This window comes from Pyrococcus yayanosii CH1 (genome assembly GCF_000215995.1).
Lineage (GTDB): Archaea > Methanobacteriota_B > Thermococci > Thermococcales > Thermococcaceae > Pyrococcus > Pyrococcus yayanosii.
Window position 1 is genome coordinate 516,981 of record NC_015680.1, and the last position, 14,009, is coordinate 530,989.

The 14,009-nt window shown below is 52.9% G+C and carries 13 protein-coding genes; 8 read left to right on the forward strand and 5 right to left on the reverse strand.

The genetic code is table 11. The annotated features are described in order from the left end of the window. Nucleotides 1–7: 7 nt before the first annotated feature. Genes mre11 through nurA form a run of 3 tightly spaced genes read left to right on the forward strand, consistent with a single transcriptional unit; the run spans nt 8 to nt 5,225 of the window. Entirely contained in the window at nt 8–1,252 is a 1,245-nt protein-coding gene (gene mre11, locus PYCH_RS03035) for a DNA double-strand break repair protein Mre11 (RefSeq protein ID WP_013905363.1), read from the forward strand. Further along, complete coding sequence (gene rad50, locus PYCH_RS03040) at nt 1,249–3,903, forward strand: DNA double-strand break repair ATPase Rad50 (protein WP_013905364.1); 2,655 nt, start codon at nt 1,249–1,251, stop codon at nt 3,901–3,903. The genes mre11 and rad50 overlap by 4 nt, the downstream gene beginning before the upstream one ends. Continuing rightward, nucleotides 3,900–5,225, forward strand: coding sequence for a DNA double-strand break repair nuclease NurA (nurA, locus tag PYCH_RS03045; protein WP_013905365.1), 1,326 nt, complete (start codon nt 3,900–3,902; stop codon nt 5,223–5,225). Before rad50 ends, nurA begins: the two co-directional genes overlap by 4 nt. 1 nt (nt 5,226) lies before the next feature. On the opposite strand, the gene PYCH_RS03050 is transcribed toward nurA, so the two are convergent. Continuing rightward, nucleotides 5,227–5,526 (reverse strand): DUF2103 domain-containing protein, encoded by a 300-nt coding sequence (locus PYCH_RS03050; protein ID WP_013905366.1) that lies wholly within the window; start codon nt 5,524–5,526, stop codon nt 5,227–5,229. A 61-nt stretch (nt 5,527–5,587) separates the two neighbouring features. On the opposite strand from PYCH_RS03050, the gene PYCH_RS03055 reads away from it, so the two are divergent. Beyond that, nucleotides 5,588–6,220 carry a hypothetical protein gene (locus PYCH_RS03055; RefSeq protein ID WP_048058183.1) on the forward strand — a complete coding sequence of 211 codons (633 nt, stop codon included), beginning with the start codon at nt 5,588–5,590 and terminating at the stop codon, nt 6,218–6,220. A 2-nt stretch (nt 6,221–6,222) separates the two neighbouring features. Here PYCH_RS03055 and PYCH_RS03060 read toward each other — a convergent pair whose 3' ends face one another. Both PYCH_RS03060 and PYCH_RS03065 read right to left on the reverse strand, forming a co-directional pair. Beyond that, on the reverse strand, nt 6,223–7,374 hold the full coding sequence (locus PYCH_RS03060; RefSeq protein WP_013905368.1) for an inositol-3-phosphate synthase: 1,152 nt from the start codon (nt 7,372–7,374) through the stop codon (nt 6,223–6,225). A 159-nt stretch (nt 7,375–7,533) separates the two neighbouring features. Beyond that, entirely contained in the window at nt 7,534–8,292 is a 759-nt protein-coding gene (locus tag PYCH_RS03065) for a sulfide-dependent adenosine diphosphate thiazole synthase (RefSeq protein WP_013905369.1), read from the reverse strand. Nucleotides 8,293–8,372: 80 nt separating this feature from the next. Here PYCH_RS03065 and thiC point away from each other — a divergent pair, with 80 nt between their 5' ends. Genes thiC through PYCH_RS03085 form a run of 4 tightly spaced genes read left to right on the forward strand, consistent with a single transcriptional unit; the run spans nt 8,373 to nt 11,837 of the window. Beyond that, a complete protein-coding gene (thiC, locus tag PYCH_RS03070) occupies nt 8,373–9,665 on the forward strand; it encodes a phosphomethylpyrimidine synthase ThiC (RefSeq protein ID WP_013905370.1) in 1,293 nt (430 codons plus the stop codon). Then, nucleotides 9,662–10,321, forward strand: coding sequence for a phosphoribosylaminoimidazolesuccinocarboxamide synthase (locus PYCH_RS03075; RefSeq protein ID WP_013905371.1), 660 nt, complete (start codon nt 9,662–9,664; stop codon nt 10,319–10,321). The genes thiC and PYCH_RS03075 overlap by 4 nt, the downstream gene beginning before the upstream one ends. Further along, nucleotides 10,318–11,250: a formate--phosphoribosylaminoimidazolecarboxamide ligase gene (locus tag PYCH_RS03080; protein WP_013905372.1), complete on the forward strand. Its 933-nt coding sequence runs from the start codon at nt 10,318–10,320 to the stop codon at nt 11,248–11,250. Before PYCH_RS03075 ends, PYCH_RS03080 begins: the two co-directional genes overlap by 4 nt. Beyond that, a complete protein-coding gene (locus PYCH_RS03085) occupies nt 11,247–11,837 on the forward strand; it encodes an IMP cyclohydrolase (RefSeq protein ID WP_013905373.1) in 591 nt (196 codons plus the stop codon). The genes PYCH_RS03080 and PYCH_RS03085 overlap by 4 nt, the downstream gene beginning before the upstream one ends. 5 nt (nt 11,838–11,842) lie before the next feature. On the opposite strand, the gene PYCH_RS03090 is transcribed toward PYCH_RS03085, so the two are convergent. Both PYCH_RS03090 and PYCH_RS03095 read right to left on the reverse strand, forming a co-directional pair. Next, complete coding sequence (locus PYCH_RS03090) at nt 11,843–12,646, reverse strand: slipin family protein (RefSeq protein ID WP_013905374.1); 804 nt, start codon at nt 12,644–12,646, stop codon at nt 11,843–11,845. A gap of 1 nt (nt 12,647) precedes the next feature. Beyond that, the gene (locus PYCH_RS03095) at nt 12,648–13,964 is read right to left on the reverse strand and encodes an NfeD family protein (protein WP_013905375.1); all 1,317 of its coding nucleotides are present in this window, start codon (nt 13,962–13,964) and stop codon (nt 12,648–12,650) included. Between the last annotated feature and the right edge of the window lie 45 nt (nt 13,965–14,009).

Sequence of the window (14,009 nt, forward strand, 5' to 3'; positions counted from 1 at the left end):
TTTTACGATGAAGTTTGCGCACATAGCTGACGTTCACCTAGGCTTCGAGCAGTATCGTTTACCCTTTAGAGCTGAGGAGTTTGCGGAGAGTTTCAGAATGGCCATTGAGATAGCCCTGAGGGAGAGAGCCGACTTCATACTGATTAGCGGTGACCTCTTCCACTCGAGCAGACCGAGTCCAGAGACAATAAAACAGGCGATAGAGATTCTGTCCCTCCCAAAGGAGAAGGGAATACCAGTGTTTGCAATAGAGGGGAACCATGACAGGACGCAAAGAAAGGTATCTGTGTACAACCTACTCGAGGACCTCGGGCTCCTAAATCTCGTCGGTATAAGGGACGAGAAAGTTAATGGCGAGTTTCTTAGGAGCGAAAGGATTGGAGGTAAGTTCTTAATTAAGGGGATCTTCAACGACATTGAGATACATGGCCTTAAATACATGAGTCCCGCCTGGCATGAGAGGAACAGAATTAAGGGAATATTCAAACCGAGAGGAAAGGCAATCCTGATGCTTCATCAGGGCATCAAGGAGATAATAGAAAGGATGACCTTCGTCCCTGAGAGGCAAAGGAATTACTACGAGATAAGGCTCGGTGACCTTCCCGGGGGTTACCTCTACTACGCGATGGGACACATACACAAGAACTTCGTTACGAGCTACGACATCGGCAAGGTGGTCTATCCAGGCTCACTCGAGAGATGGGATTTCGGAGATTACGAGGTTAGGTACGCTTGGGACGGAAAGGCTTTCAAACCGATCGCTGGAACGGAGAAGGGCTTCTACATAGTCGAGGACTTTGAGCCGAGGTTCATTAAACTCGACGTCAGGCCCTTCATAGACGTGAAGATTAAGGCAAATGAGGCCGTTCTGAGGAAAGAGCTGAAGAGGCTCGCTCCAAGGATTCCAAGGGAGGCCTTTGTGAGGGTTGACGTGGAGTGGGAGAGGCCCTTTGACGTCGCCTTCATTTATGAGACTATTAGAGCGAGGCACGTTCAGGTAAGAACTAGGTTCGGGAGGAGACAAGAAAGGGGACCAGTTAAGCCCGAAGAATACTTCACGGAGGCCGAGAAAAAGATAATCGAGCTACTCGGCGGAAGGGAAATTGAGGACATTGACGCCGTTATAGAGATCCTCTCTGGAATTGTCACCGAGAGAAAGGAGAGTGTAGAGGAAGAGCCTAAGGTTGAGAGAAAGTTCGCGCCTCCCAAAAAGAAGGGGGACATACTCGCGTGGCTCGGTGGTGGGGGATGAGGCTCGAGAAGGTAATAATCAAGGACTTCCGCTCTCACCAGCTGACAGCGGTAGACTTCACTCCCGGAATAAACCTCATAATTGGCCAGAACGGCAGCGGGAAGAGCTCCATCCTCGAGGCGATTTTGGTAGGCCTTTACTGGCCATCGCGCCCGAGCGAGCTGAAAAAGGAAGACATCCTGAGAGTAGGGGGCAGAGGAACCGAGATAACGGTGTTCTTCGAGGTCGGGGGTGTGAAATACCAGGTTCACAGGAAAATACACGGTAGCTACGCCCACGTCAAATATCTCGACAACGGCACCTGGAGGACGATTGAGGCCAGCGGACACAATGCCGTGAGGGAGTGGATGAACCGGCTCATATCCTACGACGTCTTCGTGAACGCCGTCTACATAAGGCAGGGGGAGATAGAGGCAATACTAAGGGACGACGTGGAGAGGGAAAAAGTTGTCAGGCAGGTGCTTGGAATAGAGAAGCTGGAGAACGCCTACAGCAACCTGAGGGCTGTTCTGAGAGAGATAAGGCGTAGAATTACGGAAGCTGAAGACTTCCTCAAAAAAACGGAAAAAGTCGAGGAGACTATCGTGGAGAGCGAGAGGAGGCTCATTGAAATCCTCAGCAGGATTAACGAGCTCTCCTCCAAACTCCCAGAGCTCAGGCAGGAGCTCGCGGTGGTTGAGAGGGAGCTTAAGGAGCTCGACGAGAAAGAAAAGAGAATCAACGGTCTGAAGATTGAACTCGAGAGGAAGAGGGGCGAGATGAGGGAGCTCAGGGCAATGGAGGGGGAGCTCAGGAAGGCCATTGAAGAAGGAAAAAGGAAGATAGAGGAGCTCAAAAAAAGGCTCAAAGGTCTCGAAGAACTCGAAGAGAGGGCAAAGGAATTTAAAGAGCTTTCTGCATTCCTCGAGAATTACAGGAAGAGGAAGGCCGAGATCGAGAGGGAAATAAGTGCATTTGAGGAGAGGCTCAGGGCAGTTGAGGACAGGATTATGGAGCTCGAGGGGAAGATTGAAAGGATTGCAGAGCTTGAGAATAAGTTGAGAGAGCTCAGGGAGAGGCTCAAGGAGCTTGAGCCCTTTAAGGGGAAGCTTGATGAGAGAGAAGCCATCAGAAGGGAGCTCGAAAATAAAAGAAGAAAGTTGAGGTTGAGCAGAAAGGAGATTGAGAAGCTCAGGGAAGAAATTATGAGGGCAAAAAGTGAGAGAGAGACGCTTCAGAAAAGGTTGCAAGAGCTGAGCAAGCTGAGGGGCGAGCTCGAAAGCAGGATGCTCGATAGGGAGAAGGCAATCGAGGAGCTCAAGAGGGCGAGGGGTAAGTGCCCCGTCTGCGGTACCGAGCTGACGGAGGAACACAGGCAGGAGCTCATAGAGAAGTACACTCTGGAAGTCTCGGGGATGGAGGAGAGGCTTAGGGAGATTGAAGAAGAGGTTGGGAAGATAAGGAAGAAGCTCAGGGAAGTCGAGAGGACGCTCGCGAGGGAGGTTGAGCTCATAAAGCAGGAGGAGCTTCTGAGGCAGGTCGAGGAGCTCGAGGCTAAGCTGAAGTCCTTCAGCCCTGAGATCGAGGAGAAGGCAAGGGAGTTCGAGAGGGTTAGGGATGAAATCGGCAGGATTGAAGGTGAGGTTAAGGGCCTGAGGGAAGAAGCGAGCAGGCTCACTGCCCTGAAGAAGAAGCGAGAGTTATTGAAGGAGAAGCTCGATGGCAGAAAAGCCTGGCTTAACGAGCTTGAAGCAGAACTCAGGAAGAAGGGATTTGGGAGCGAGGACGAGCTTGAGAAGAGGTTGAGGGAGCTCGAGCCGATGTACAAGGAATACCTTGAGTTGAGGGCCCTGAAGGGACAGCTCGAGAGGGAGATTAAGGACGTTGCTGAGAAGGAAGTCAAGCTAAGAAAAGTCCGGGAAGATGTCGAGAGACTGAGGGGTGAGATAGACAGTATTGAGGAGGAGCTTAGGGGTCTTGAAAAAACCTATGATCCAGTGAGGCATGAAGAGGTGAGAAAGAGGAAGGAGAGGCTCGCTGTGGAGCTCGGAAAGCTCGAGAACGAGCTGAAGATACTGGAGGAGGAGAGGGAAAGAGTCGAGAAGACCCTTGAAGCTCTAAGAGAGCAGAGGGAGGAGAGAAAAAAGAAGATGGAGGAGCTCAAGAGGCTCAAGAAGGCCGAGCTTAACGCCGAAGAGCTGAGAAAGAAGATAAAGATGTACAAGGCAGCGATAAGGGAGCGGGCCCTGGAGAGCGTTGCTGAGATAGCGAGCGAGATATTTGAAGAGCTGACGGAGGGAAAATACTCCGGAGTAGTCCTGAAGGCAGATGAAAACAAGCTCAGGCTCTTCGTGGTTTATGAGGGGAAAGAAAGGCCCCTGAGCTTCCTCAGCGGCGGTGAAAGGATAGCCCTCGCCTTAGCCTTCCGCCTCGCCCTCTCCATGTTCCTGGCTGGCGAGATGAGCCTTCTCATCCTTGACGAGCCAACGCCCTTCCTAGATGAGGAGAGGCGCAGGAGGCTTATAAGCATAATGGAGGGCTACCTCAGAAAGATACCCCAGGTCATAGTGGTGTCCCACGACGAGGAACTGAAAGATGCGGCGGATAGGGTCATAAGGGTTCGGCTCGAGGACGGTGTTTCCAGGGTGAGCGTCGAGGGGGTGGTCTCTTGAGGCTTCTGCCGGCGAACCACGTTGAGAGAATAACTACGATGCTGAAAGAACAGCTGAAAAAGGTGGAGGAAAAGCTCAGGGACGTTAAGTGGCGACCCCTGCCCAAGTCCGAGGAGAGCAGGGTTTATGCGGTAGATGGGAGCCAAGGCAAGGCCAGACTGAGCGGAACCATAATCTACATGGTCTCCTCTTTTGCCTTTGGAAGCGGACGCCCCTACAGGCTCTTCTACACGAACGCAATGCTCTACAACTACGGAATCTCGGACCAAATGATAAGGCTACAGATGGAGACGCTCGAGAACAAGCTCGGCTATCTCGCGGGAAAGCTCGGGGATGTCGACCTTGTCATAATGGATGGAACTTTAACGGGCTCCCTCACGAGGCCGCCAGTTTACCCGGAGAGCGTAAGGGGGATAAGGACTTTGGAGATGTTCCTTGGAAAAGCAGAGCTCAGGAGACTTGTCAGGGAGTTCCGGAAAGAGCTGGACTCCCATTACAGGAACTTAGAAGATGAACTAATGGAGAGGGGCTTTTCAGAAAGTCCAATACTCGCCGATATGCTCGTTGACAGGTTCTTCGAAAGGTTCACGCGGGGAAAGATAATGCCGGAAAGGATTGTAATAAGGTCACGGGAATCTCTGCCAGAAAAGATAACCATAAGGTTGACAGATCTTGAAAGGGCGGCAAATGAGGGAAAGACGGCCGAGGATTTACTGAGGGAGATCGAGGAGAAAAAGGGAATAAGGGTAGTAGCCACAAGGGAGGAGTTAAGGGATGCCTTTCATGTCGTTCTCGCCTACGTAGAGTACCTCGACTCCCTAGAAAGGCTGCTCGGCCTTGACCTCTTCTATGTTGCGAAGAGCTTCTACACGAGAAGGCTGAGCTCAAAAGCCGGCGTTCCAATCGTCGATTCTGCCTACCTTGACGCTATCCTCAGGAAGCTGAGAGGAAGCGAAGAGCCCGGCTATCTAAAGCTTGAGGAGAGAATTAGGGTAGAACACGAGATACCCGACCCTCTCAGGGATTTCTTCGAAAGAGTTCGCCGGTGTGGTGAGGAAGGTGTCCACGGGGCATATGTCAGGTTCGAGAGGGGGGACGTAATTTACATGGTCCAGTCGAACAAGGAGATAACAAGGGTGCTCCCCAAGGCCCTCCACCACAGGACTGGTGGCTATCTAAGGCCCCTCCAGCGGGCCCACGAAGGCGTTAAAATCTCCCAGAGGGAGTTTCGCACAGCCCTCGACGTGCTGATGAACCATCTCCGCTTGAAGGACCCCGATTTGAGGGTCTTCGTCAAATACGGACGCTCACCGCTGGAGTGAGCTAACACTTTCTCCACTCCTCCGCGAGCTCTTCAATTGCCTTCCTCACCCTCTCCCTGTCCCCTATATCCACCACGAGGAAGACCTCTTGGACGCTCCCGTCGCTCTTCGCAATGAGCTTGAGGCCGGTTCTCGTTTCCCGAGAGACCTTTATCTCAAAGCCCCTCGAATCGCTGGCGTAAATCCTGCCAGGAATAACCTTCTTAACGCCTGGTATAGCCGCGATCCGCTCGAGGGGTTTCTCAAGCCCCTTGAGGAAGTGGTGCTCCCTCTTGACGCCCTTCCTGAAGTGCCTCGGCATGTTTACCAGCTCGATGCAAGGCTTTTTAAAGATAAGGACCATACCGCCGCCGGTGGTGAGGATGCCCTACCTGGTCATAGAGCACCTCGAGGAGATAAGCGAGTGGCTCTGGCTCGAGTACAAGCACGTGAGCGAGTGGTGGGGAGAAAAATTAATTTTCACGAACGTCCCGGCCAAGGACAGAGAGAGGCTGGCAAAGCTGGGGAGCGTTTTGAGCCAGAGCATTACCGAATTCCCCATTGACAGGTCAAAGCTGATAATCCTTGATCCATTCGCTGAGGAGGAACTTAAGCCGGAAGATATCGAGGATGACACCATAATCGTAGTCGGAGGAATTCTCGGGGACTTTGAGTTCACAGGGAAGACTAAGAAGTTCATAACTGATAAAATCGAGGGGGCGAATGCCAGGCACATTGGAAGCGTCCAGTTCTCCATAGACGGCTCGGCGATAGTGGCAAAGCTAATCGCCGAAGGGAAGCGGCTAGACGAGATTGAGTATGAGCTAAACCCCACGATAAAGCTTGACGAGTTCAGCGAGATTACTCTTCACTACGCGGTTCCAAAGCTGAATGGAAAGCTCCTGCTCACGCCGGACCTCATCGAACTCCAGAAAAGGGAGCTCGGCTACTGCAAGGATCATGAGGAGGACGAGGAGCTTGAGGCGTTCTTCGAGGGAAGAAAAGAATTGAAGTAAGTTCAGAGATACCTGGGCTTCAGGCCTGCCCACTGCCTCATCTTCTCGTAGGCTATTATCCTGGGTAAGTTCTTGGCCTCCTTGGGACCGGGGTTCTTCATGTAGAAGGCGTTAACCTCATAGACGGTTCCAAACTCTTTCCTATCCACGGCAATCTTTCCGAGCCTGACGAGGTCCACAAGGAGTCCGGCAAGGGCTGGACTGTCGTTTATCCTGCCCGTTATGACGAGCTCGTCGATGGCACCATTGAAGCTGACGTACTCGATGTGCATGGCTATGAACTTCTTGTCGCCCAGAGGCTCAAGGAAGCCTGTGGGCTTGATGAAGTGCGGTGCATTGTAGCCGAGGATGTCCTCAACCACGGAGCTCTTGGTGTACTCCTTACTCCTGTTTCTCTCCTTGTCGGTCAGGGCAAGGAAGTCGGTGTTTCCACCTATGTTGAACTGGGCGATATCCCTCACGTGGCGGTTCCTCTGGGCGAGGTGGGCGAGGACGTCCGCAGTAAGGGGCGTTGCACCGGTGGCACCATCGTCCCCGAAGATGACAAGGTTGCTCTCCTTCGCGAGCTCCACAAATGCTGGATCGTTGGCTATGAGGGTCGGGATGGCGTTCACGAAAGCCGCGCCTCCAACTTCTTTGGCATACTGGGCTGCAGCGTAGGCGTAGACTTGCGTGGCTGTGAGCCTGTCCCTGTCATCCTCCTTTATGGCTTTCTCAAGCTTTTCCAGGTCTTCAAAGGGAACGAAGGCTTCCGTCGTGGGCACGTTAACTATGACATCTGGCTTGAGCTCCTTCCACTCACTCACAAGGTGCTCGATGGCATCCCTGAGACTCATCTCGTCTTCAAGGCCCACTGCCTCTATGGGAAGGTTCCTGAGGCTCCTGAGGTGGACTCCCTTCCTCACGAAGACCTCCTGAAGAGTTTCAGGAACATCGCCCTTCCAGTACCTCTGGACGATTTCGTAGAGGGGCAGTCCGATCTTGGTCTTGTCAACGTCATAGGAGCCGACTATCTGAATGTCCTCGACTTTTATGGGAAGCTCGTTGGCTAGGGGAACACCGTAGTAACCGAGGTCCCCCCTCTTTATCCTCTCAAGGCCCACCGCAAAAATGCTCGCAACGTATCCTTGGCCGACTATCACAACCCTTACCATCACAACACCCCCTAAGGATTCTTGGTATCCCAAGAGGTAGTTTCAACAAGGAATCCAGAAGGCCAATAGGCCGAAAGACTTTTAGGAACATTCTGTTTTTAAAGGTTTCGGTCGCCTCAATATCCCACACCTAAAAAATAATAAATTCGAGGAGATCTACTATGCTCTCAGCTTCTGCAGGATTTCCATGGCGGCCTTTCTGCCGCTCAGGAACATGCCGCCGAATATCGGCCCCATCCTAGGAGCTCCTGCGACGGCGTTGGCGGCCATTCCCGTTACGTAGAGGCCCGGAAAGACTTCTTTCGTGTGCTCGACCGTAAGCCGCTCACCCATCTCGGCCCACATGGGTCCCTCGCCCGGCACTTTCTCAATTAGGCCTCTTCTGAGGAGGTGCTGAGTTATTTGGGCGCCATGACCAGTTGAATCGATAACGAACTTTGCCTCGACCGTCAGTGGATCAACGTGAAGACCCGTCATTCTTACCGGTGTCCAGTTAACGACAACTCCGGAGACGCGGCCCTCCTTGACGACGAGATCCTCAACTTCGACCATGTTGAATATCTTTGCCCCTGCCTTCACGGTCTTGCTCGCTATGGTAGTGGCAACCTCGATAGCGTCGGCGACGTAAAGGCCGGGCTCGAACTCCTCGTATGTTATGCCGAACTCGTCGAGTATTTCCCTCGCCTCCTCCTGAACTACCACCTTATTGAACCCCATACCACCTCCCCAGATTCCGCCACCGATGCTCAGCTTCTTCTCGAAGATAGCCACTTTGGCCCCACCCTTTGCTAAGTAGTAGGCAGCGACCATACCGGACGGGCCCGCGCCGACAATCGCGACATCTAGGCGAAGACTGTTGAGAAGCTCCTTCATGTAGGACTCGATTATTGCCCTGCTTATGGCCACGTGCTCAAGCATTTTCGCACCCCCAAAATTTATAAGGACCAGGCAAAACTAAGTTTTGAGACTTAAAAACTTTGTTATACACGGTGGTTGCAATGACGCAGATGGAGGAAGCCAAGCGGGGTGTTATAACGGAGGAGCTGAAATTTATAGCTGAAAGGGAGGGAATAAGTGCCGAGAAGCTCAGGAGAAGCATTGCTAAGGGTCACACGGTAATCTTCAGGAACGTTAGGCATGACTGGATTAAGCCAGTCGCCGTTGGAAACGTCGTCCGCGTGAAGGTGAACGCCAACATAGGAACCTCGAGGGACATAATCAACGTCGAGGAAGAAATAGAGAAGGCTAAGATAGCCGTCAAGTACGGTGCCGACACGATAATGGATCTCTCTACCGGCGGCGATCTCGATGAAATAAGGAAGAAAATCATGAAAGCAATTGACGTGCCAATAGGCACGGTTCCCATATACCAGGCGGCCGAGGAGATGCTGGCTAAAGGAAGGGCCATCATCGAGATGACCGAGGACGATATGTGGAAGGCCGTTGAGAAGCACTTCAGGGACGGCGTTGACTTCGCAACAATACATGTCGGCGTAACCAAGGAGGTCGTCGAGAAGATGAAGAAAACCAAGCGCATCGTCGGCATGGTGTCCCGCGGTGGGACTTTCTTGGCGGCCTGGATACTCCATTGGGACAAGGAGAATCCTTTCTACAAGGACTACGACTACCTTCTCGAGCTTGCCAAGGAGTACGATGTCGTGCTGAGTCTCGGCGATGGGTTAAGGCCGGGAGGACTTCCAGATGCGGGGGATGAACTGCAGATTGCCGAGCTCTACACCCTCGGAAGGCTCGTGAAGAGGGCAAGAGAGGCTGGTGTTCAAACCATGGTGGAAGGGCCGGGTCACGTGCCAATAGACCAGATACCTGCTCAAATAAAGCTCGCCAAGATCGCCACAGACAACGCGCCCTTCTACGTTTTAGGACCGATAGTCACGGACATCTTCCCCGGCTACGACTACATAGCGGCTGCTATAGGCGGTGCGATAGCCGCCCTCAACGGAGCGGACTTCCTATGCTATGTTACTCCCGCCGAGCACCTTGGCCTCCCTGACAAGGAACACGTGAGGCTGGGGGTAATAGCGGCCAAGATAGCAGCCCACGCCGTCAATTTGACCCGTTTCGAGGCAGACTTCAAGAAGGACTACCTCATGAGTCTGGCCAGGGGGAGGCTAAACTGGGAGAAGCAGTATGAACTTGCCCCGGACAAGGAGCGCTTCATTGAGATAAGAAAGGAGAGGCCCACCAAGACTGAGGCATGTTCCATGTGCGGAGACCTCTGTGCGATAAAGATAATCCAAGAGATCCTCGCTAAGAAGGGTGAGGAGGATTGAGGCTAATTTACAGGGGCAAGACGAAGAACGTCTACGAGGACGGCCCCTACCTTATATTTTACTTCAAGGACTCCCTCCTTGGTTTTGGCGATGAGGAAGATACAGGTGGCAACGAAGTAATAGGTGAGCGGAAGGGCAAGGGAAGCGCCGTGCTGAAACAGGCAGAGTTCTTCTTTAAACTTTTGGAGGAACATGGAATAAAGACGCACTTTGTCGAGCGGCTGGACGAGAGAAGGGCCCGGTTTCTCAAGGCCGAGAAGATACCTCTGGAAGTCATTTATCGTTTCAAGGCCTACGGGAGTTTCCTCAGACGTTACTGCGGGTGGGTTGAGCCATTGCAGGAGCTCAACATCGTCGAGTTCACGCTGAAGGACGACTCACTCGGCGACCCGCTCATAACGGAGGAAGCAATAGAAAGGCTCGGCATAGCATCGGCCGAAGAGATACGGCAGATGAAAGAAACGACTAAGAAGGTCGCTAAAATCCTGCGAGAATTCTTCTCATCTAAGGCCCTCGATATAATCGACTTCAAGCTTGAGTTCGGGAGGAGAGAAAGGAGACTCCTGGTAATCGACGAGATAAGCGGCGACACAATGAGGGTGATGCGAAATGGAAAGCTTTTGAGTCAGGAAGAGCTCTTGGAGGTGATAGGATGATAATTTCCACGATAGCCTCCCACTCATCTCTCCAGATTCTCCTTGGGGCGAAAAACGAGGGCTTTCAAACGCGGCTCTACATCAAGCCTCGCAGGAAAGCGTTCTACTCATCCATTCCGCTCGTTGATGAGCTCGTCGTTACCGAGGATATGGCGAGGATACTTAATGACGATGGAATAGTCATTCCACACGGCTCTTTTGTCGCTTATCTCGGTATCGACGCCATAGAAAACTCCAAGGCTAAGTTCTTCGGCAACAAGCGCTTCCTCAAGTGGGAGACCACCTTTGAGCTACAGGACAGGGCCCTTGAGAAAGCAGGAATTCCAAGCGTTGAGGTCGTTGAGTCTGAAGATGTTAAGCCCGACGAGCTTTACTTTGTTCGCATTGAGGGGCCGAGAGGTGGAAGTGGCCACTTCATGGCCTACGGAAGAGAGCTTGAGGAAAAGCTCGAAAAAATAAGCGAGCCCTACCGGATTGAGCGCTTCATTAGTGGCGCTTATATCTATGTTCACTTCTTCTACTCGCCGATTATGGACAGACTGGAGCTCTTCGGTGTGGATGAACGCTTGGTCATAGCAGACGCCAATAAGAGGCGACCCTTCAAGTCCCTGCCCTATATCATAGTCGGCAACAAGGCCGTGGCCCTGAGGGAGTCCCTTCTTCCAAAGCTCTACGACTACGGCTTGGCTTTTGTGGAAGCTATGAAGGAGCTAGAAAGGCCCGGTGTCATCGGTCCCTTCGCACTCCACTTCGCCTACGACGGTGATTTTCACTGCATGGGATTTGCATCAAGAATAGACGGCGGGAGCAACGCCTCTCATTGGTATTCGGCTCTCTACTGGGGGAAATCCATGTTCATGGGAGAGAGGATAGCTCGCGAGATTAGGATGGCAATCAACGAGGATCGCCTTGAGGAGGTGATAACTTGAGGTACGTCGGCAGGATGCTTGGAATTGGCCTCAATAACGGCAAGCCCTTTGCCTTCTATCGCCTCAACTCTCGCTCCTTTCCCAACAGGAAAGCTGTTGTTAGGGGGGGCGATGTCTTCATAGTTAATCAGGAGGAGACGGACAATCCCTACGTGAGCTATCCGGTCGTCAAGCTCCTTGAAGGGTACGTAGTGGTGAGCAATGGACTTCAGACGACTTTCATCGCTCAGGCATTAGAGTGGGAAAGCCCTAAGAAGGCTCTGATTCATGTGCTCGATGCCTTTGACTACGAGCGCGACGATTACAACACCCCGAGGATCGCTGGAATAGTTGAGCGCGGAAAGGTTAGAGGGTGGCTCGGTTTCGTCGGCAGGGACGAGCTGTGGGTTAAAGGCCTCAAACTGAGGGAGGGGATGGCCTTCTTCACCGCCACGTATAACGTCGATGGCGTTGAAGAAATCGAGCTGAGCTTTTCGAGCGCCAAAGAGCTTGTGGAGAAAGTTTTGAGCTTTAAATTCACCCATGCGGTGCTGGCGATTGGAGTCGTAGAAAAGGAGAAGGGGTGGGAGATAGCAGTTGGGCCTTGAGTCCTTTATTTCCCTTCTCCCTTCTCAGCCTTCTCCCTGTAGGCTTCCGCGGCCTCTGTGAGGCTCTTGAAGAGCTTGAGCATCTCCATTGGAAGCGTCAGGACGATAACGTTGCTCTTGTCGCTAGCCACGTCGCTTATCGTCTGGAGCGTTCTAAGCTGAAGTGCCATCGGGTGCTCTGAGATTATCTCCGCCGCCTCGCGGAGCTTCTCGGCCGCCTGCCTCTCTGCCTCGGCCAGGAGTATCCTGGCCCTCCTCTCCCTCTCGGCCTCCGCCTGCCTTGCCATAGCCCTCTGCATTCCAGCTGGCAGTTCTACATCCTTAATCTCCACGGCGGTAACCTTTATGCCCCACGGGTCCGTGGCCTCATCAATAATCCGCTGGAGCTCTCTATTCAGCTTGTCCCTCTCACTCAGGAGCTCGTCGAGGTGGGCCTGGCCTATGACGCTCCTCAGCGTGGTCTGGGATATCTGGCTCGTGGCCATTATGTAGTTCCTCACCTGCGTAACAGCCCTAACGGGGTCGATAACCCTGAAATACACGACGGCGTTGACGCGAACGGGAACGTTGTCCTTTGTTATGGTCTCCTGAACTGGAACGTCGAGCACCTGAGTCCTCAAGTCAACTATCACGGCCTTCTCGAATATCGGTATAATGAAGAACAGGCCGGGCCCCCTGGCGCCGACGACCCTCCCGAGCCTGAAGATGACTGCCCTTTCGTACTCCTTGACTATCTTTATGGCGCTAGCAAGGAACACCAGCACAAAAAGCAAAACTATTCCCAAAACAATAAAGTTCGTCGGCAGCAACTCAATCACCTCCCTCCTTAACGACTATCAGCGTTAGACCCTCCATATCGACAACCTTAACTTTCTCTCCAACATCTATCTTCTTCCCATCACGGCTCCTCGCCCTCCAGAGCTCACCCCTGACCTTTACCATACCCTCGGGATTAAGGGGCTCGATGACGATGCCCGTGAGGCCTGTCATCTCCTCCTTTCCTGTCTTGGCTTTTCTTCGGTGCGCCCTTATCACGGCGGCCATTCCGAAGGCGAAGAAGAGAGCAAGGAGAACGCTGATGGTAATTATGACGAGCCGGAGTTCCCTGAAGACGTCGGGACCAATGAGGTACTCCACTTCACCACCCCCGAAAAGCATGATGCTACCGAGGAGAAAGGTTATCAGGCCGGCCACCGTGAAGAGGCCAAAGGTCGGCGTCAGAGCTTCGGCAACGAAGAAGAGCATGGCGACGATGATCAGCAGGAGGCCCGCGCTCCTGTAGCCAAAGTAACCGAGGCCTATTATGGCGAGGACTATCATTATCGCCCCGACGGTTTCCGGCACGTGCCATCCCGGCGTTAGGAAGCCAAGAATTAGGGCCCATATGCCGAGCGTGAGAAGCAAGTATGCTATCGTCGGGTCCGTTATGTAGGTTATAAGCTTGTCCTTGAAGGAGGGCTCTAGATAAACCACCCTCGCCCCTCTTAGGTGGAGCGTCACGTACCGTCCATTGACGGGGAGCTTTGTCGTCATGCCGTCGGCTTTCTCCAATAGCTCATTGACGTCCCTCGCTACAACCTCGATTACCCCGTATTTCAGAGCATCCTCCGGCGTCAGGCTCAGGTCCTCAGTTATGAACCTCTCGGCAATCGTGGCGTTCCTGCCGCTCTCCTCGGCGAGACTCTTTATGTAGGCTACATAGTGGTTCACTATCTTTGGGGGAGCCTCTATTATGGAGCCGTTCTGGGCGTAGCCAAGTATGGGCCTACAAGCCCCGATGCTTGTTCCGGGAGCCATAGCTATGAAGTGAGAGCCAAGCGCTATGTAGGTGCCGGCAGAGGCCGCCGTTGCTCCGGGAGGGTAAATGTATATTATCACGGGGACCTTAGCCTTTTGAATCCTCTGGATTATGGCCTGCATGGCGTCCCCTCTTCCTCCCGGCGTGTCAAGCTGGATGATTATCGCCTCTGCCCCTGCCCGCTCGGCCTCGCTTATATATCGGTCGAACTGATCGTAGGTGTAAAAGGTTATCTCGCCCCTTACCTGGGCCACATAAACGGTTCTCTCCTGTGCGAGAACAGAGGGAAGGAGCAGGAATATTACCAGCAAGAGCAGAGGCTTCCGCATTCCAACTCCCCCGTCTAGTTATGATACCACTACCCATGTTATAAA

Bases quoted from the DNA above. Each gene is read 5' to 3' on its own strand.
- PYCH_RS03060 (WP_013905368.1), bottom strand. From the start codon at position 7,374: ATGGTAAGGGTTGTGATAGTCGGCCAAGGATACGTTGCGAGCATTTTT.
- rad50 (WP_013905364.1), top strand. From the start codon at position 1,249: ATGAGGCTCGAGAAGGTAATAATCAAGGACTTCCGCTCTCACCAGCTG.
- thiC (WP_013905370.1), top strand. From the start codon at position 8,373: ATGACGCAGATGGAGGAAGCCAAGCGGGGTGTTATAACGGAGGAGCTG.
- mre11 (WP_013905363.1), top strand. From the start codon at position 8: ATGAAGTTTGCGCACATAGCTGACGTTCACCTAGGCTTCGAGCAGTAT.
- PYCH_RS03050 (WP_013905366.1), bottom strand. From the start codon at position 5,526: ATGCCGAGGCACTTCAGGAAGGGCGTCAAGAGGGAGCACCACTTCCTC.
- PYCH_RS03055 (WP_048058183.1), top strand. From the start codon at position 5,588: ATGCCCTACCTGGTCATAGAGCACCTCGAGGAGATAAGCGAGTGGCTC.
- PYCH_RS03080 (WP_013905372.1), top strand. From the start codon at position 10,318: ATGATAATTTCCACGATAGCCTCCCACTCATCTCTCCAGATTCTCCTT.
- PYCH_RS03095 (WP_013905375.1), bottom strand. From the start codon at position 13,964: ATGCGGAAGCCTCTGCTCTTGCTGGTAATATTCCTGCTCCTTCCCTCT.
- PYCH_RS03065 (WP_013905369.1), bottom strand. From the start codon at position 8,292: ATGCTTGAGCACGTGGCCATAAGCAGGGCAATAATCGAGTCCTACATG.